Origin of the sequence: Arthrobacter sp. KN11-1C (assembly GCF_052180225.1) — a bacterium.
Lineage (GTDB): Bacteria > Actinomycetota > Actinomycetes > Actinomycetales > Micrococcaceae > Arthrobacter.
Genome location: NZ_CP197467.1, coordinates 670,862 through 687,778, shown reverse-complemented (window position 1 = coordinate 687,778; position 16,917 = coordinate 670,862). Strand labels below are relative to the sequence as shown.

Genomic DNA, 16,917 nt, shown 5'->3' with positions numbered 1-16,917 from the left:
CGCGCCCGTGCTGGTGATCGGCTTGGGCCGGTTCGGTGCGGCCACCGCCGAGCAGCTCGTCAAGCAGGGACGCGAAGTCCTGGCCATCGAGCGGGACCGCACGCTCGTCCAGAACTGGGCCTCCGTGCTGACGCATGTCGTCGAGGCGGACGCCACCAACATCGATGCCCTCCGCCAGCTCGGCGCACAGGAATTCAGCTCTGCCGTGGTGGGCGTGGGAACGTCGATCGAATCCTCGGTGCTCATCACGGTGAACCTCGTGGACCTGGGAATCGAACACCTCTGGGTGAAAGCGATCACTGCCTCGCACGGCAAGATCCTCACCCGCATCGGCGCCAACCATGTCATCTATCCCGAGGCCGACGCCGGAGTCCGTGCGGCGCACCTGGTCTCCGGGCGCATGCTGGACTTCATCGAGTTCGACGACGATTTCGCCATCGTGAAAATGTACCCGCCCAAGGAAACAGTGGGCTTCACGCTGGATGAGTCCAAGGTCCGTTCGAAGTACGGCGTGACCATTGTCGGCGTGAAATCCCCGGGCGAGGACTTCACCTACGCCCGGCCGGACACGAAGGTTTCCGGCCGCGACATGCTGATTGTGTCCGGGCACGTGGACCTGCTGGAACGGTTCGCGGCGCGGCCGTAGCTGCGATCCTCGTTCGCGGCCCGGCCGTAGCCGCGGTCCCCGTGAGTGGGACTAAGCGAGCTGCTGTGTGATTTCCGCGGCGCGGGCGGCTGCGGCGCGGGCTCCGTCGGCGATGATCGCGGGTATCCCGCCGTCGTTGAACGCTGCGATGGCGCGTTCGGTGGTGCCGTTGGGGCTGGTCACGGCGATGCGCAGCGCGGTGGGGTCGGCTCCGGGCTCTGCGAGCATGAAACCGGCACCTGCCACGGTTTCGCGGGAAATCTTGAGGGAGAGCTCGGGATCCAGGCCAAGCTCGACGCCGGCGGCAGCCATGGCTTCTGCGAGGTAGAAAGCGTACGCGGGGCCGGAGCCGCTGATGGCGGACAGGGCATCCACCTGTTCCTCGGGGATTTCCACCACGGTGCCTGCGGCGGCGAGGATGTCCTTGGCCTGCTGGAGCTGCTCGGGGGTGCAGTTGGTTCCGGGCGAAACGGAGACTACCCCGCGGCCGAGCTTTGCGGGCGTGTTGGGCATCGTGCGGAAGACCGGCTGGCCTGCCGGCAGCGCAGCTTCCAGCTGGGCGATGGACACGGCTGCGGCAACGCTGATCACAATGGTGTTCTTGGCCAGCGCTGGTGAGATTTCCCGGGCGAGATCGGCAATGCCCGCAGGTTTGACGCCCAGGATGACAACCGAAGCGCCCTTCGTGGCCAGCTTGTTGTTGTCAGGTTCCTCGGCTCCGGCGATGGTCATGACATGGTGGCGCTCAGCCAGTTCGGCGGCGCGTTCTGCGCGACGGACAGTGGCGACGACGTCCGAGGGATCCGTTCCGGCAGCCAGCAGGCCACCCAGGATGGCCTCGTTCATGGACCCACAGCCAAGGAATGCGATTCGGTTGCTCATGGCTCCATGATGCCAGTTCAGCTGCACCGCTGCCGAACGAGTTTCGGAGGTTGTTCGGACACTCCAGGATTCCCAGCTGGTTCCCAAGGTTATCGCAGGCTGCACCCAACATCGATCCGTAACTTAGTAATTACCTCATTGAGGGTGCGAGTGATGAGGCGGGCATGGGGATGTCCGCCACAAGCACCGGTGGTCGAACGGGTTTCCCCCCATTTTCCCGTATCGACCGCCGGTGCTTTCTCGTTTAAGGGGTGTTGGCGGACACTCGCAGGGAGCGTCATGTCCGTCCGGGATCTTCTTCGCTCGGATGTCGGATTCTGCTCAATCATTCGGCTGGACAAACGCCGGGCCCGCGGAATCACAAGGCCGGCAACGTCGGCGAAGAGAATGATCCAGCAGAACCCGACGGTGTCCATACGGCGGAGACCGGCCGCGACGACGCGACCCAGCCGCCCGACGTCGTCGGGCCCTGAATCTCGGCGAACCTAGATCTCGAAGGCTCCCACGAGCGGCGCTCCCAAGTGCTGGCGGGCGAAGCGCAGCGTTTCGGCGAGCCACTCTTCGCGTTCACCGGCAGCTTTGGCCTTGCGCGTCGAGATCTCGGCAACCACGGTGCCTTCGAATCCATTGGATGCCAGATACTGCAGCGCCTCGGCGCACTGTTGGGTACCGTACCCGGGGATCAGGTGTTCGTCCTTGCCGGAGCCCGAACCATCTGTGAGGTGGACGTGCCGCAGCTTGCTCCCGAGCGCCTGGATCGCCTCCAGGCTGTTGGCACCCGCGGTGGCCGCGTGCGAGAAGTCCCAGGTGACGTCGTCGTAATCCTGGCCCATCGGATCCCAGTGCGGAAGGTAAGCGAGTGCCTCCCGGCCGCGCACACGCCACGGGTACATGTTCTCTACGGCGATGTGCACTTGGTACATCGCCGCGATTTCGCGCACGCCGGCAGCGAAGTTCTCCGCATAGTTGGACTGCCACCGGAACGGCGGGTGGACCACCACGGTGTTGCAGCCCACTTCGCGCGCCATCTGGCAGGACATCTCGATCTTGTTCCACGCCGGACCCCAAACCTGCTGGGTCAGCAGCAAGGTGGGCGCGTGGATGGAGACGATCTGCTGGTCGTAGCGATGGCTTAGCTGGATGAGGGCATCCGGGTTCTGGCTGGTGGCGTTGTTGGTCACCATCACCTCGACGCCGTCGTACCCCAGGTCCTGGGCCACGGCAAAGGCGTCATGGACGCTGAGCGGATAGACAGAAGCGCTGGAGAGCGCCACCGGGATCCTCGGCGTGTCTTCTTCGGAGTGCTCGACGTCGGTGCTCATGTTAGTTGGCCTGCCTCCCGGCGATGGGGATTGGTATGGATACTGCCGCGGGCGCGGCCTTTCCGGTGTTGGCGCCCAGGCGTGGTACCGGTACCGCGCCTCCGAGCCCGACATGCGGGGCCGGGGCGAGCGGGCCATCGAAAATCAGCTGGTCGAGCCGGCGCAGGATCAATCCCTCGCGCAAGGCCCAAGGGCAGATCTCCATGCTGGGAAACTCGAACAATTCCAATGCGGCCTCGGCAACCAGGGCACCCGCAAGGATCTGCGCTGCCCGTGCATCCGAGACGCCCGGGAGGTACAGCCGGTCCTCGACGGTCATGGCCGAGATCCGCTGCGCCCAAAGCCCCAGGTCCGTGGCGTGGAGTTCGCGCTTGACGTAGGGCCCGGCGCCACTGGGAGCCGCACCTGCGATGCGTGCAAGTGAACGGAAGGTCTTGGAGGTTCCGGCCACCAGGTTGGCCCGGCCCAATTGCTTGAACTCCCGCACCACCGGCTTGAGTGTGTGGCGGATGTACTTGCGCAACTCTTTGACGCTCTTAGCCGTGGGCGGGTCATTGTGAAGCCAGTCCCTCGTCAAACGGCTGGCTCCAAGCGGCACCGACACCGCGAGTTCGGGCAGTTCATCCTGGCCGAACGCCATTTCGAAGGAGCCGCCGCCGATGTCCAGGTCGAGGATCGGACCGGCGCCCCAGCCGTACCAGCGTCGAACCGCGAAGAACGTCATCGACGCTTCTTCGCTGCCCGTCAGTTCCTGCAGGGTCACGGTGGTCTCGTGCTTCACCCGGGCGAGGACCTCCATGCCGTTGGTGGCTTCGCGGATGGCCGAGGTACAAAAAGCCAGGAGGTCCTCGGCCTTGTGTCGGGCTGCGAACTCCCAGGCTTCGAGGACGAACTCGATCAACTCGTGTTGTCCGGCGTCGTTGATGTTGCCGTCGGCGTCCAGGAACTGAACCAGCGAAAGCGGTCGCTTGTGGGAGGCAAATGCGACCGGGCGTGCGCCCGGATGCGCATCCACCAAAAGCAAATGGACGGTGTTGGAACCGATGTCTAGGACGCCAAGACGCATTCTGCCATTATTCCCCGATTCGAAGCGTGTGAAGCAAGTACGACTGCCGATTCGTGCCGTCGGCTAGTCAATTAGTCCCGGGGTCCGTCGGTGCGTGATTCAGCGTCCGCATCTGCGGCTGGGGCGGTGGCTTCTGCGGCAGGAGCGGTGGCTTCGCCCGCGGCTTCCTCGGCTTCGTCCGCGCGGGTGAAGTCGCGGCGGACGTTGGCGATGCCTTCCGGGCCCATCTCGAAGCCGTGCTCGCTGCCGGGGTTGATCACCAGGCCAAGCTCGTCGCCGATGCTGTCCAGAATCGCCGAGCCGTGGGTGCCCAGGACGTTGGGTGCGGCCTCGAGGAAGTGCGATTCCACCCGGCTCGGGTGGCTGAACACGGCGAGGACCGGCTGGCCCTCGGAGTTGGCGAGGACAAGCGGTTCCACCGCGGCGTCAGGCTTGTCCAAGGAGTCGGTGCTCAGGATGTAGACCTCGTTGTTCAGGAAGGCCAAGATGACGTCCACAGGATTTGCGTCGGGTTGTCCGGACTTTGCGAGCTTGGACTCAAGGTCGTTCAAGGGCAGGGATTCCGGGGCTGCAGGCTGATCTGTCATGGTTCCACTCGATCACGGTTCCCCTGCCGGAAGCAATTCCCGGCCGGCTGCGTGCTGCCGCTCGCCCGCACTGAGGACACGGATAATTCCCCGCGATACGCATATTTCCTGACGACACTGGAATTCCGGTGTCCCCAGGAAATATGCGCATCGTCAACGCGTTTGAGCTGCGCCCGGAGCTACTTCTTCGCCGCAGCCCTCTTCGCAGGCGCCTTGCGGGCCGCGGTGGTCCGCTTGACCGGACCCTTGGCGCGCTTCTCGGCAAGGAGCTCGATGGCCTGCTCCCGGGTCAGCTCTTCCAAGGACGTGGCACGCGGAACAGTGATGTTGGTGACGCCGTCGGTGATATACGGCCCGAAACGGCCTTCCTTCACCACGATGTTCTTCTCCGACACCGGGTCCGGGCCGAACTCGGCCAGGGGCGGTACGGCCGCACGCGCACCACGTTGCTTCGGCTGGGAGTAGATCTCCAGTGCCTGTTCCAGGGTGATCGTGAAGATCTCTTCCTCGGATCCGATGGACCGCGAGTCCGTGCCCTTCTTCAAGTAAGGTCCGAAGCGGCCGTTCTGCACCGTGATCGGGTTGCCTTCGGCGTCTGCGCCGAGGACGCGTGGCAGGCTCATGAGCTGCAGGGCTTCGTCGAGCGAGATCGAGTCAACCGTCATTGACTTGAACAGAGATCCCGTGCGCGGCTTGGCCTTGACGGGCTTCTTCGCCGGCTTGGGTTTGCCGTTCTTGTAGTACTCCACCGGCTGGTTTGCCAGTTGCTCCTCGGTCATCTCCGGGATGACCTCAGTGACATAGGCGCCGTAGCGGCCGTTCTTGGCAACCACCGTGTGCCCGGTGTGCGGGTCCGCGCCCAGGACGCGTTCCTCGGGGGCAGCCGTTTCCATGAGCTCCACGGCCTTGGCCGCAGTGAGCTCGTCCGGAGCGAGGTCCTCGGGGACGTTGGCTCGCGCCGATTCCACGACTTCGCCGGTCTTGGGGTCGACAGTGGGGATCGAGCTCTCCAGGTACGGGCCGAACTTGCCCACGCGCAGCGTGATGCCCTCGGCAATCGGCACCGAGTTGATCTCGCGTGCATCGATTTCACCAAGGTTGTTGACGATGCTCAGCAGGCCTGGATCGGCGTCTTCACCGTAGTAGAAGTGCTTGAGCCAGGCCGCCCCGACTGCCTGGCCGTTGGCGATCTTGTCGAGGTCGCCTTCCATGTCTGCCGTGAATTCGTAGTCCACGTAGTCGGTGAAATGCTGCTCCAGCAAGCGGATGACCGAGAATGCGATCCAGCTGGGAACCAGGGCAGACCCCTGCTTCCGGACGTAGCCGCGGTCCTGGATGGTGGAGATCGTGGACGCATACGTGGACGGGCGGCCGATGCCGCGCTTTTCCAGCTCCGCCGTCAGCGATGCTTCCGTGTACCGCGGCGGTGGCGAGGTCTCGTGGCCGATGGCAATGATGTCCGACGCCGTGAGGGAATCGTCCTTGGCCACGTTGGGCAGGCGCCGGGCTTCGTCGGAGTCGTCGTCGCCGCGGCTCTCGTCCTTGCCTTCTTCGTAGGCGGCGAGGAAGCCCGGGAAGGTGATGACGGTGCCGGAAGCCGAGAATTCGGCGTCGCGTCCGTCGTTTGCCACTGCGCCGAGGCGGATGGTGGCGGTGGAGCCCTTGGCGTCGCCCATCTGGGAGGCAATCGTGCGCTTCCAAATGAGTTCGTACAGGCGGAAAGCGTCTCCGGTCAGGTGGTTGGCCACCTGGGCCGGGGTGCGGAAGGAGTCACCCGCGGGGCGGATGGCTTCGTGGGCTTCCTGCGCGTTTGCGGCCCTATTGGCGTAGACGCGGGGAGACTGCGGCACGTACTCAGGACCGTACAATTCGGAGGCCTGGCGGCGTGCCGCCGTGAGGGCCTCGTCGCTCAAGGCGGACGAGTCGGTACGCATATAGGTGATGTAGCCGTTTTCATACAGGCGCTGGGCGATCTGCATGGTGCTCTTCGAGGTGAAGCGCAGCTTGCGGCCGGCTTCCTGCTGAAGGGTCGACGTCGTGAACGGCGCCGCGGGACGGCGCGTGTACGGCTTGGTGTCGACTGAGCGGACGCGGAAGTCCGCGTTCTCGAGCCCGGCTGCCAGCGACGTCGCGAGTTCCTCGTTGAGGTGCACTGCGTTCGCGGAGGTGAGGATGCCGTCGTCGTTGAAGTCACGGCCGCTGGCTACCTTTGCGCCGTCCACGGCGGCGAGTTTTGCTTTGAACGTCGCGGAGCCGGTACCGAACTGGCCGGTCAGGTCCCAGTACGACGCGGATTTGAACGCCATGCGTTCGCGTTCGCGGTCGACCACCATGCGGGTCACCACCGACTGCACGCGGCCGGCGGACAGTCCACGGGCAACCTTGCGCCACAGCACCGGGGAGATTTCGTAACCGTACAGACGGTCCAGGATGCGGCGCGTTTCCTGGGCGTCGACGAGGGCGCTGTCGACGTCGCGCAGGTTGTCCATGGCGCGGTGGATGGCTTCCTTGGTGATTTCACCGAAGGTCATGCGGTAGACGGGAACCTTGGGTTTCAGGACCTCCAGGAGGTGCCAAGCGATGGCCTCGCCCTCGCGGTCCCCATCGGTTGCGAGATAGAGCGCGTCAGCGTCTTTCAGCTGGGCCTTGAGTTCGGCAACCTTTTTCTTCTTGTCCGGGGACACCACGTAATACGGTTTGAAGTCGTTCTCGATGTCGACGGCGAACTTGCCCACCGAGGTCTTCTTCAGTTCTGCAGGGAGGTCCGAGGGCTGCGGGAGGTCGCGGATGTGGCCGATCGAGGCCTCGACAATGAAGCCCTCGCCCAGGTACTTGGCGATGGTCTTACTCTTGGCCGGAGACTCCACGATCACGAGTTTCTTGCCGGTTTTTGCCTTGCTGGGCACGGTTCTCCTACAGAAAAATGAATTGCTTGGGCTCGTGCCCATATTGGCCTAGTTCACCATATTTTGCAGAATCGTGCGTTTCCATGTGCACAAGTGCTGTGGAGGAACAGTGGGTTTGGGCTAGTTTGAAGTCGGGGTCCGGTCGTCCGGAATCATTGACCACATCGTAGCGATTCGTACCGCTCCTTCGGGAATCCGGGTGGGATCTTCGAGGTCATATGACCTGATGAGGTCTTGGAACTTGGCCTTGAGATCCGTCCGCTGATCGGGAGTCAGGTACAGCAGATCGCTGGACAACACCATGGCGGCTGCCTCGTTCGCGGCCTCGCCGCGCATGCGCCGCTCACCACGGGCCCGGGTGAAGGCGGTAGCCCGACGCCGGAAGGCGTCAAGTTCAAGTTCGACGACGGCGATCTCCGGGCTCGGAGCGTTGCCGCCGGATTTGATGGTGAAGTCCGAACCCGCGGCCTTCCAACGGCGTTCGCGGGCATCGCCTTCGTTGTCCGCAGCAGTCACGATCCCCCACTTCTGGAGGGCCCGCAGGTGGTAGCTCATGGCGCTCGGCGTGAGCCCGGTCTGCGCGGCGAGCTCGGTGGCCGTGCGGCTCAACTGCGTGGAATACAGTTCCGAGATGACCTCAAGCCGGGCCGCGTGGGCAAGCGCACGGATCGCTTTGGGGTCGGTGATCTCCACCGTCTTACCGGGCCGTTTCCGGCGTTTCGGGGATGCCAGCCCGGTGGATACCCCATTGTCTTCATTCACCGGATCAGTTTATCCGCCGGTACCGCCGCAATTGCCCTACGCCGCGGGGAGCAGGAAACCATCGCGGACCAGGTTCCCCACATCGGAGAGCAACCCGGCACGGAACGCGTCGTCGTCGAAGTCGTCCCCTCCACCCAGCAGTGCGGCCAAGGCACCGATCAGCTGGCGGACGGACAGCTCGCCGTCACATGCCGACACGAAGCCGGCCAGCTCGGTGCTCAGCAGATTCGTCCTGCGGAGCCCCGCGCCTTGGCGCAACAGGATGACGCCGGGGTGCTCGGCGCCTGGCCGCTGGTGGCGTTCCTCGGTCACGTCGTCGGCCACCACCAGGTGGGCCTCGGAGAGCTCGTGGGTGTCCAGCCAGTCGGCGCGTTCGACGGCGGCGGCAAGGTGCGGACCGATCGGTTGCTCGATAGGGTACGTGATTTCTTCGAAACGGGTGGGCGCTGCTCCCGGACGCGGGGCCTCGGGCCGTCGCAGCCAGATCATTCCGAAGCCAATGGCCTCCACATTGCGGGAGGCGAAATCCTCCAGGTAGGCGGCGTAGGCAGCCCGGTAGAGCTCGCGGTCGCGCCCCTCGGAGGCGTCCTGCAGCCAGGTCTCCGCGTAAAGCTCGGGGCTCACCTGTTCCCTCTGGATGAACCACGCCTCGGTGCCGGACCCCGCGAGCCACGACGACGGCCGTTCGCTCCAGACGCTGCCCGCAGGGATCTCCCAATTGCCGAGCATCTGCGCCGTGCCGCCGGGGGCGAGGACGTCGGGCAGCGTGCGGACGAGGTTGGCGACGATGTCGTCGCCGGGGAGGCCGCCGTCGCGGTACGTGAACTGATCCGAAGATTGCTCGCCGACACTTCGCGGGGTAATCACGAAAGGCGGATTGGACACCACCAGATCGAAAGTCTCGCCTGCCACGGGTTCCAGGAGCGAACCCAGCCGCAAGCTCACGCGGGACTCGAGATCGGCCGGGTCAAGGTGCAGGGCCTCGGCGTTGAGCATCAGGTTGAAACGCGTGAACGCGAGCGCCCGCTCGGAGATGTCCGTCGCCGTGACGTGCTCGCTGTGGTGCAGGAGGTGGAAGGTCTGGATTCCGCAGCCCGTCCCGAGGTCCAGGGCGCGTTTCGAGTGCCGCCGGATGGTGGTCTGGACAAGCGTGGTGGAGGCCTGCCCGATGCCCAGCACATGGTCATGCCGGAGCACGCCGGGCTGCTGGTGGGCGGCGAGGTCGCTGGAAACCCACAGTTCGGCGCCGCCGCTTCCATCTTCGTTGGAGTCCCAACCGTACGGCCGCAAATCCACCTTGGCGGCGACAGCACCGCCGTCGTTCTTCTCCACCAAACCAAGCTCCACCAAGCCGGAGGTGCGGACGCGCGGCAGGGCGGCGTCGAGCTCGGCTTCGGTTTGGGGGACGGCGAGAAGCCACAAGCGCACGACGACGGCGAGCGCGGCTTTCGCGCGGTCCGTCGCCGGGTCTTCGGTGACGGCAGCCGGTTCGGTGACGATGAGCGCGGGGATGAGCTGGTCCCGGGCGAGGGCCGCGTGGGCGGACTGTCCCAGCAGTCCTGCCACTCCGTCCACGGTGTAGCCGACGTCTCGCAGGTCGTCGGCGAGCGCCGTGAGCAGCGCGGGACGGTCGCTGCGGGGAGCGTCGACGGTGGTGGGGGAGGTCCCAAAGATGGCGGGCGTTGCGGGATCAGTCACCGTGCAAGTCTATTGGGGGGCAGTGGCTGGGCGGCGTCGTACGCGCCTTCCTCGGCCGCGGCGGCTGCGCGGCGTCGTACGCGTCTTCCTCGGCCCCGGCGGCTGCGTCGGCTGCTACGTCGGCTGGGAGCCGTTCGAGCAGGTAGCGTTGAATCATGGCATTTCACCCCTCCATTCGGCGTCGCGCTGCAGTTCTGGTCATTGGCGCAGGCATCCTTGCCGTGACGGCGTGCTCTCCCGGGAGATCTGTCTCCAACGCCGACGTCCCCGCGTGGAAGGCGACCGCCATGCCCTCGGTGGCCGGAGTGGTCCTGGAGGACTCTGGAAAAATCCCGAACCGCGATCCCCTGGTCAAGAACTTCGCCAGTGTCGCTGCGGGAAGCTACATTTTGACTGTTGCGTGCGACGGCGGCGGCAAGGCCTTCTTCGACGTTTCCTCGGGTGGTACGCGGATTACCGAGGCCGGGGCTGCCTGCTTTGGCAGCCGCGAGACGTCCCGCATCAAGATTCCCTCGACCGGTCCGGTGAGCATCAGCGCAAGCAGCGTGGACGCTCCCGTGATCTACGCGTACCAACTGGTGCCTGCTTCGTAGCTACCCCCTTCGTTCGGGGTTTCGGCCAGGCGTAGAGTCGGCTTATGGGATGGGCGCGCGCCCTGAAGGCACCGATGACGCGGCCGGCGATTCCCGCCGTCGTGCTTTGCGGTGTGCTCGCGTGCGGCACGTTGGCGTCGTGCGAATACTCCTACGACGACGGCAGCGCGCCGGTGAGCAGTGCGCCGTCGGCGGTCATCACGGAGCCGGCGCTGCCCCGCGATCCGTCGTTGAACCGGACCGTCACGGGCGATGCCCTGAAGTCCTGGGCGCAGGATGTCCTTCCGGACGTGAACGGGCTGTCCTTCTACAGCAGCTTCAGCCTGTTGTCCGCCGGCGAATCCCGCGACGAAGAGACCACCCAGCTTCCCGGGGGAACGTATGCGGTGACGCTGGCGTGCCGTGGTGCCCGCAGTGCCGATTTCACGGTGCGGAACGGAAGCGACGTCCTAGTCGAGGTGATGTTGGGGTGCGGCACCACACAGGTCAAAGTCCTGCAGCTCGAGAAGGATGCCGTCCTGGGCCTGACGATCACCGCCAATTCACCGGCGGACTACGCGTACCGCGTGAGCCGGATCTGATGACCGGAGCTAGGCGGCGCAGCCTTCCGGGCAACGCAACGTTTCCGGGCTCGACGCACATTCCGCGCAATACAGGGTGAGGTTGCGGCAGCTCAGGTTGGAGCAGTTCTCAAATTTATTGGCGGGTGCCTGGCAGCGGACGCATTGGCCGATGGTCTTGGCTTCCTCACTGAATTCCAGGTGCATGCGCTTGTCGAAAACGTACAGGGAGCCCTCCCACAGGCCCTGGTCCTTGTAGGTTTCGCCGTAACGGACAATCCCGCCGTCGAGTTGGTAAACCTCCTTGAAGCCGCGGTTCACCATGAGGCTGGAAAGGACTTCGCAACGGATGCCGCCGGTGCAGTAGGTGACCACAGGCTGGTCCTTGAGGTCGTCGTACTTACCCGAGTCGAGTTCCTTGATGAAGTCGTGGGTGGTGGCGACGTCGGGAACGATTGCGTCCTTGAACTTGCCGATCTGGGCTTCGAAGGCGTTGCGCCCGTCGAAGAACTTTACTTCCTGCCCGCTTGCCTTCTTTTCCTCCAGGAGTGCGTGGAGCTGTTCAGGCTGAAGGTGGGTGCCACCGCCGACGACGCCGTTCGCATCCACTTTCAGTTCCCCGGGAGCACCGAAGGACACGATCTCATCGCGCACCTTGACGCTGAGCCTCGGAAAGTCGGCCGCTCCGCCTTCGGACCATTTGAAGTCGATGTCGTGGAAGCCCTTGTATTCCTTGGTGGTCTTCACATACTGCTTGACGTTGTTCAGTTCCCCACCGACCGTGGCGTTGATGCCGTCCCGCGAAACAAGGATGCGCCCGGTCAGGCCGAGCTTCTCGCACAGGGCACGCTGCCAGAGCCGGACGGCATCCGGGTCTGCGATCGGGGTAAAGCCATAGAAGAGCACAATTCTGTTCAAAGCCACGTATTTAAGGGTACTTGGTGGCCCCAAACCCGTGCGTCGGGCTGCCTTCGGGCTGCCCAAAGTGTTACCTTCCGGCCGCCCAAAGTGTTACCTTCCGGCCGCCCAAAGTGTTAATGGAGCTGTTACTGACCGGCCCTGTTGATTCCCAGACCTCTGGCATAGTCTCTCTACATGAGTCATGACGCCCTGGTTGAAGACATCGCTGAGCTGCTCGACGTCTGGGTGGCTGGCTGGTCGGGGTCCCGAAGCTACGAAACGCGCAAGGAAGGCCGGTTCCCGGCAGCGCTGCGTGCGGACAAAACCGGCGACTGGGAATTCTTTGCGCACGACCCTTCCGATGCCGAGTTCGCCGCGCTGGCTTCCAAGACCGCCCAGGCGGAAACCCGTATCCTGACGATCCTCACGAACGACGTCGCGCGCTATACCCAGTTGGCGCGCGAAAACGGACTGAACATCACTTCCGATTCCCAGGCCATGATGATCGTGGACATGGGGACCCAGGATGCGGAAGATCCGTGGCTCTCGGATGACGACCTGAAGCTTACGACTTCCGAGAGCAAGGGGGTCCACTACGCGGTGGTCCATGCCGGTGAAGAGGTCGCGGCCAGCGGCCAGGTATTCGTGGTCAGGCAGACGGCGGTGTTCGACAAGATCGTCACCGAGCCCAATTACCAGCGCCGCGGACTAGGCAGCTTCATCATGAAGGCCCTCGCCGCGCAGGCATTTCAACACGATGTTGAAAGCGGTCTCCTCTTGGCTTCCTTGGATGGACAGCATCTCTACTCCCACCTTGGCTGGAAGCACGTGAGCCAGGTGCTCATGATGTCCACCAAGCCGGTCGACGAGACCGACCTGTCCGTCGCGTAGCCGGCCTTCGGCGCCGGGAGTTGCCCGCAGCGGGTCCACGGCTGAACCGGCAACCGGTCCGTAGCTGGACCGGCAACCGTCGGGTTCCGTTCCGATGACAGAATGTTCAGGTGAACGCGACTGAATCGATGATCTCCCTTCTGGGCAGGAGCCCGGACCCGGAGCAGTTGCGACATGTCCGCACTATTCCAGCGCGCCAGGCGATTCACAAGGCATGGCCGGGCTGGGCCCATCCCGATGTGGTTGCCGCCTATGGAACCTTGGGCATCCACGAACCCTACCGGCACCAGATCGAAGCAGCAGAGCTCGCCCACTCGGGCCAGAACGTCGTCATCGCCACCGGGACCGCCTCCGGGAAGTCGCTTGCCTACCAGCTCCCTGCCCTCGACGCGATCCATCGTTCCGAGCTGCGGGTGCTGTCCGAGCCGGGCAAGATCCACGACGACGGTGCCGTCACCCTGTATCTCTCGCCCACCAAAGCACTTGCAGCCGACCAGCTCGCGGCGATCCGCGCGCTCAGGCTCCCTACGGTCCGGGCGGAAACGTACGACGGCGATACCGACCAGTCCCAGCGCCGCTGGATCCGCGATCACGCCAACTTCATCCTCGCCAACCCTGACATGCTGCACTTCGGGATCCTGCCCAACCACACGTGGTGGGCCCGCTTCTTCCGCAGGTTGCGGTACGTCATCGTGGACGAGGCCCACAGCTACCGCGGGGTGTTCGGGTCCCACGTCGCCAACCTCATGCGCAGGCTCCGGCGAATCTGCGCTTACTACGGTGCCGGCACCTCCTTTCCCGAACCGGTGTTCATTGCGGCGTCGGCGACGGCTTCGGACCCGGGCACGTCATTTTCCCGGCTGATCGGCACTCCCGTCCGTGAAGTATCCGAGGACTGTTCACCACATGGCTCCACCACTGTGGCTTTCTGGGAACCTGCCCTGACCGACCTGAAGGGCGAAAACGGGGCGAAATCCCGCAGGACCGCCGTGGCCGAGACTGCGGACTTGCTGGCCAATCTGGTGTCCTCCCGTGTACGGACCATCGCCTTCATCAAGTCCAGGCGCGGCGCGGAAACAATATCGTCCATCACCAAGCGCCTCCTCGATGAGGTGGACCCCAGCCTCCCGCAACGGGTTGCCGCGTACCGCTCCGGCTATCTTCCCGAGGAGAGGCGGGCTTTGGAGAAGGCCTTGCGTTCGGGTGAGCTGCTTGGGGTCTCCAGCACGTCCGCGTTGGAACTCGGTATCGACATCTCCGGACTGGACGCGGTGCTCGTGGCCGGCTGGCCCGGGACGAGGGCTTCCCTGTTCCAACAGATCGGACGCGCCGGCCGAGCGGGCCAGGACGCCATCGCCGCATTCGTGGCCAGCGACGACCCCTTGGACACCTACCTCGTCAACCATCCGGAGGCGATCTTTGATGTGTCGGTCGAGGCCACCGTTTTCGATCCCGGAAACCCGTACGTGCTCGGCCCCCATCTGTGCGCGGCAGCGGCTGAGCTCCCCATCGGTGTGGCCGAACTCGGCCTGTTCGGGCCGACGTCCGAGTCCCTCCTGAATCAGCTGGTGGATCAGGGTTACTTGAGGAAACGGCCCGCGGGCTGGTTCTGGACCCATCCCGAGAGCGCTGCGGCCATGGTGAACCTCCGCGCAGACGGCGGCGGCCCCGTGAGCATCGTGGACTCCGACACTGGCTCCCTGCTCGGCACCATGGACTCGCCACAGACGCACTACCAGGCGCATACAGGGGCGATCTATGTGCACCAAGGGGACAGCTACCTGGTCGAGGAACTGAACGAAGAAGACCATTGCGTGGTGGTTCGCCGAACGAACCCCGACTACTACACGACCGCGCGGGACGTGACGCAGATCGAGGTCCTGCAATCCCTCCGGACCATGGAGTGGGGGGATATCGCAGTCCACTTCGGCGAAGTGAAGGTAACAACACAGGTGGTCTCCTTCCAACGTAAGGCACTGATTTCCAATGAGGTTTTGGGGGAAGAACCGCTGGAACTCGGGGCCAGGGATCTCTTCACCAAGGCGGTATGGTTTGTGGTTCACAACCGTTCCCTGACCGGCGCGGGCCTTGTCGAGGCACAGTTCCCGGGTGCGCTCCACGCCGCCGAGCACGCGGCCATCGGACTCCTCCCGCTGGTCGCGTCAAGCGATCGCTGGGATATCGGCGGTGTTTCAACAGCGCTTCACGCCGACACCGGAGTCCCCACGATCTTTGTCTACGACGGCCATCCCGGCGGTGCCGGATTCGCCGAGCGTGGCTTCGAGAAAGCCAAGGTGTGGTTGACCGCCACAAGGGACGCCATCAAAGCGTGCGAATGTGACTCCGGCTGCCCTTCCTGCGTCCAGTCCCCCAAATGTGGCAACAAGAACAATCCTCTGGACAAGGACGCCGCGGTCACGCTGATCAACGTGCTCCTGCGGGACGCGGTCTAGGGCAGCGCTCTAGGGACGCGGTCTGGGGACGGGGCCTACGGCTGCGGGTTCGAGACGCTGTTTAGGGCGGAGGCCCGGCCCTGGAGCGGCCTGTCGCGGTCCCGAAGACTGCGCCGCGGTCCAGCTCCGTGCGGACTTCCACGATCCCGCCTCCGAGCACTGTGCACGCCGATAACGACGCTCCATGCCGCGCGGCCGTTTCGCTGGCGACCATGCAAGGATCTCCGGCTGTCAGTCCGCGGGCGGCGTCGGCTCCCGCGAGCGCGGCGAGATCGGCGGCAGATGCCGCACGGTGGGCCATCGCCATGGCCTGGGCAAGCGTCAATGCTGCCGCTACGCAGATCAGGACCACAAGCCCAAGGGCAAGAGCAAGGATGGTTCCCGAGCCGCCTTCCGCAACGCGCCAACTCTCGTCGCCGCTGGCCTTACCCGCCCTCACGCCGCGCTTCGCGTCACCACAGCCATCGCCGACGCGGGCGCTATCTGCCCTCACGCCGCGACCTCTTCCACAGCGGTTTGGAGCCTCTCCATCGGCACAGCACCCCTGAAGTCCACAACGCCGTCTCCGACCTTGAAGCGGGGCGCGGTGGATGCTGACGGCTGTGGGGCCTCTCCCCTCGCCGACGCAGTCGCCGAAAGACTCCAGGGGATGAGCGAGCCAAAGGGCCCGACTACCCGGGCAGATACTGTGACCGTGATCCATTTGCCGTCTTCCGCAACGGCGGCCGAGGCGGCATCTCCTGCCAGTCTTCGAACGATTCCGTCCACGGCCGCATGGCTGTCTCCGCGGGCGAGGGCCCTCGCTCCCGCCCTCGCAGCTTCTTCCAGGCGCAGCTGGGTAATTCCCGCGGCCGATCCTGCGAGAAGCAAGGCCAATAGAAGCAGGACAGCAGGCAGCGCCACAGCGAATTCCGCCGTGACGGCACCGTAGTTCCCCTCATGGAAAACCTCTTTCCGACCGGATCTCCGCCGACCACGAAGCTTCTTCGCCGGAGCGGCACGTCTGATCGAAGGAGGCCACCGCCGCACAACTCCGGCAACCGAACGGGCTTGCTTCCCCGCGAGCCCCCGTACCGGCGTCTCTTGACTCATCGAAGTCTCGGCGCAGTGCCTTGAACCCCGCCGCCTCGTCATGGCAGGGAGAGCGCGCTGCGAATGAGGTTCAGGAGAAAGGCGCGTACTTCCTCGCTGCGAAGGATGACCACCAAGAGCCCGGCGAAGCCCACAGCAGCAAGCGTGGCGATGGCGTACTCGGCCGTTGCCATGCCAGCCTCGGACCCCAAGGGCCGCTTCTTCGACCGTTTCGGAGCGGAATAGTCGTCGCTTGACCCCGCACGGCGTTTTTCAGCGTTGGAACGCAGGTGGGTAGGCAGATGGACGGGTTTGCGTCCCGGCGAGCCCGGGAACAGTTCAAGGATCTCGGCCTCTGGCGGAAGAGGAGTTGCCTGGGCAAGGGGCCTGCCGGGCCGGGCGGTATTGATGGTCGTGTTCATTTCAGGTTCCTTTCTGCTGGCCGGCTTGGCTGCCGGCCATACTCCGACTCTTCCGTCGGTTCCGGGGCTTCGAAAGGCCCCAACTCTCCTAAGTGGAAAACTCGGTCCTGACCTTTCTGTGGAGGGGAACTTGCTTGTGCGGGGGAACTCAAGCGACG

At 64.6% G+C, this 16,917-nt stretch carries 16 protein-coding genes; 5 read left to right on the top strand and 11 right to left on the bottom strand.

What is annotated here, in order from left to right; translation table 11 throughout:
• Positions 1-7: 7 nt before the first annotated feature.
• A complete protein-coding gene (locus ACSBOX_RS03220) occupies positions 8-646 on the top strand; it encodes a potassium channel family protein (RefSeq protein ID WP_171983496.1) in 639 nt (212 codons plus the stop codon).
• A 51-nt stretch (positions 647-697) separates the two neighbouring features.
• On the opposite strand, the gene proC is transcribed toward ACSBOX_RS03220, so the two are convergent.
• From proC to ACSBOX_RS03185, 7 genes are all read right to left on the bottom strand, one after another.
• Positions 698-1,528, bottom strand: coding sequence for a pyrroline-5-carboxylate reductase (proC, locus tag ACSBOX_RS03215; RefSeq protein ID WP_442544774.1), 831 nt, complete (start codon positions 1,526-1,528; stop codon positions 698-700).
• A gap of 485 nt (positions 1,529-2,013) precedes the next feature.
• On the bottom strand, positions 2,014-2,850 hold the full coding sequence (locus ACSBOX_RS03210) for a sugar phosphate isomerase/epimerase family protein (protein ID WP_078107659.1): 837 nt from the start codon (positions 2,848-2,850) through the stop codon (positions 2,014-2,016).
• Position 2,851: 1 nt separating this feature from the next.
• A complete protein-coding gene (locus tag ACSBOX_RS03205; RefSeq protein WP_442544773.1) occupies positions 2,852-3,916 on the bottom strand; it encodes a Ppx/GppA phosphatase family protein in 1,065 nt (354 codons plus the stop codon).
• A 71-nt stretch (positions 3,917-3,987) separates the two neighbouring features.
• A complete protein-coding gene (locus tag ACSBOX_RS03200) occupies positions 3,988-4,503 on the bottom strand; it encodes an SseB family protein (protein WP_442544772.1) in 516 nt (171 codons plus the stop codon).
• A 179-nt stretch (positions 4,504-4,682) separates the two neighbouring features.
• Entirely contained in the window at positions 4,683-7,409 is a 2,727-nt protein-coding gene (gene topA, locus ACSBOX_RS03195) for a type I DNA topoisomerase (protein WP_442544771.1), read from the bottom strand.
• Positions 7,410-7,529: 120 nt separating this feature from the next.
• Entirely contained in the window at positions 7,530-8,171 is a 642-nt protein-coding gene (locus tag ACSBOX_RS03190) for an ArsR/SmtB family transcription factor (protein ID WP_442544770.1), read from the bottom strand.
• Positions 8,172-8,207: 36 nt separating this feature from the next.
• Positions 8,208-9,869 (bottom strand): DUF7059 domain-containing protein, encoded by a 1,662-nt coding sequence (locus tag ACSBOX_RS03185; RefSeq protein WP_442544769.1) that lies wholly within the window; start codon positions 9,867-9,869, stop codon positions 8,208-8,210.
• A 155-nt stretch (positions 9,870-10,024) separates the two neighbouring features.
• On the opposite strand from ACSBOX_RS03185, the gene ACSBOX_RS03180 reads away from it, so the two are divergent.
• Both ACSBOX_RS03180 and ACSBOX_RS03175 read left to right on the top strand, forming a co-directional pair.
• A complete protein-coding gene (locus ACSBOX_RS03180; RefSeq protein ID WP_442544768.1) occupies positions 10,025-10,462 on the top strand; it encodes a hypothetical protein in 438 nt (145 codons plus the stop codon).
• 44 nt (positions 10,463-10,506) lie between these two features.
• Complete coding sequence (locus ACSBOX_RS03175; protein ID WP_442544767.1) at positions 10,507-11,043, top strand: hypothetical protein; 537 nt, start codon at positions 10,507-10,509, stop codon at positions 11,041-11,043.
• A gap of 9 nt (positions 11,044-11,052) precedes the next feature.
• Here the strand turns inward: ACSBOX_RS03175 and trhO are convergent, their stop codons facing one another.
• Positions 11,053-11,946, bottom strand: a complete 894-nt coding sequence (gene trhO, locus ACSBOX_RS03170) for an oxygen-dependent tRNA uridine(34) hydroxylase TrhO (RefSeq protein WP_442544766.1) — start codon at positions 11,944-11,946, stop codon at positions 11,053-11,055.
• A gap of 171 nt (positions 11,947-12,117) precedes the next feature.
• On the opposite strand from trhO, the gene ACSBOX_RS03165 reads away from it, so the two are divergent.
• Together ACSBOX_RS03165 and ACSBOX_RS03160 are read left to right on the top strand one after the other, a co-directional pair.
• Positions 12,118-12,813, top strand: a complete 696-nt coding sequence (locus ACSBOX_RS03165; protein WP_442544765.1) for a GNAT family N-acetyltransferase — start codon at positions 12,118-12,120, stop codon at positions 12,811-12,813.
• Between the two features lie 128 nt (positions 12,814-12,941).
• Positions 12,942-15,266: a DEAD/DEAH box helicase gene (locus tag ACSBOX_RS03160; RefSeq protein WP_442545950.1), complete on the top strand. Its 2,325-nt coding sequence runs from the start codon at positions 12,942-12,944 to the stop codon at positions 15,264-15,266.
• Between the two features lie 61 nt (positions 15,267-15,327).
• Here the strand turns inward: ACSBOX_RS03160 and ACSBOX_RS03155 are convergent, their stop codons facing one another.
• The 3 genes from ACSBOX_RS03155 to ACSBOX_RS03145 form a co-directional block, all read right to left on the bottom strand.
• The gene (locus tag ACSBOX_RS03155; RefSeq protein WP_442544764.1) at positions 15,328-15,759 is read right to left on the bottom strand and encodes an Rv3654c family TadE-like protein; all 432 of its coding nucleotides are present in this window, start codon (positions 15,757-15,759) and stop codon (positions 15,328-15,330) included.
• Positions 15,756-16,169, bottom strand: a complete 414-nt coding sequence (locus ACSBOX_RS03150) for a TadE family type IV pilus minor pilin (protein ID WP_442544763.1) — start codon at positions 16,167-16,169, stop codon at positions 15,756-15,758. Before ACSBOX_RS03150 ends, ACSBOX_RS03155 begins: the two co-directional genes overlap by 4 nt.
• 227 nt (positions 16,170-16,396) lie before the next feature.
• Positions 16,397-16,759 (bottom strand): DUF4244 domain-containing protein, encoded by a 363-nt coding sequence (locus ACSBOX_RS03145; RefSeq protein WP_442544762.1) that lies wholly within the window; start codon positions 16,757-16,759, stop codon positions 16,397-16,399.
• Positions 16,760-16,917 lie beyond the last annotated feature (158 nt).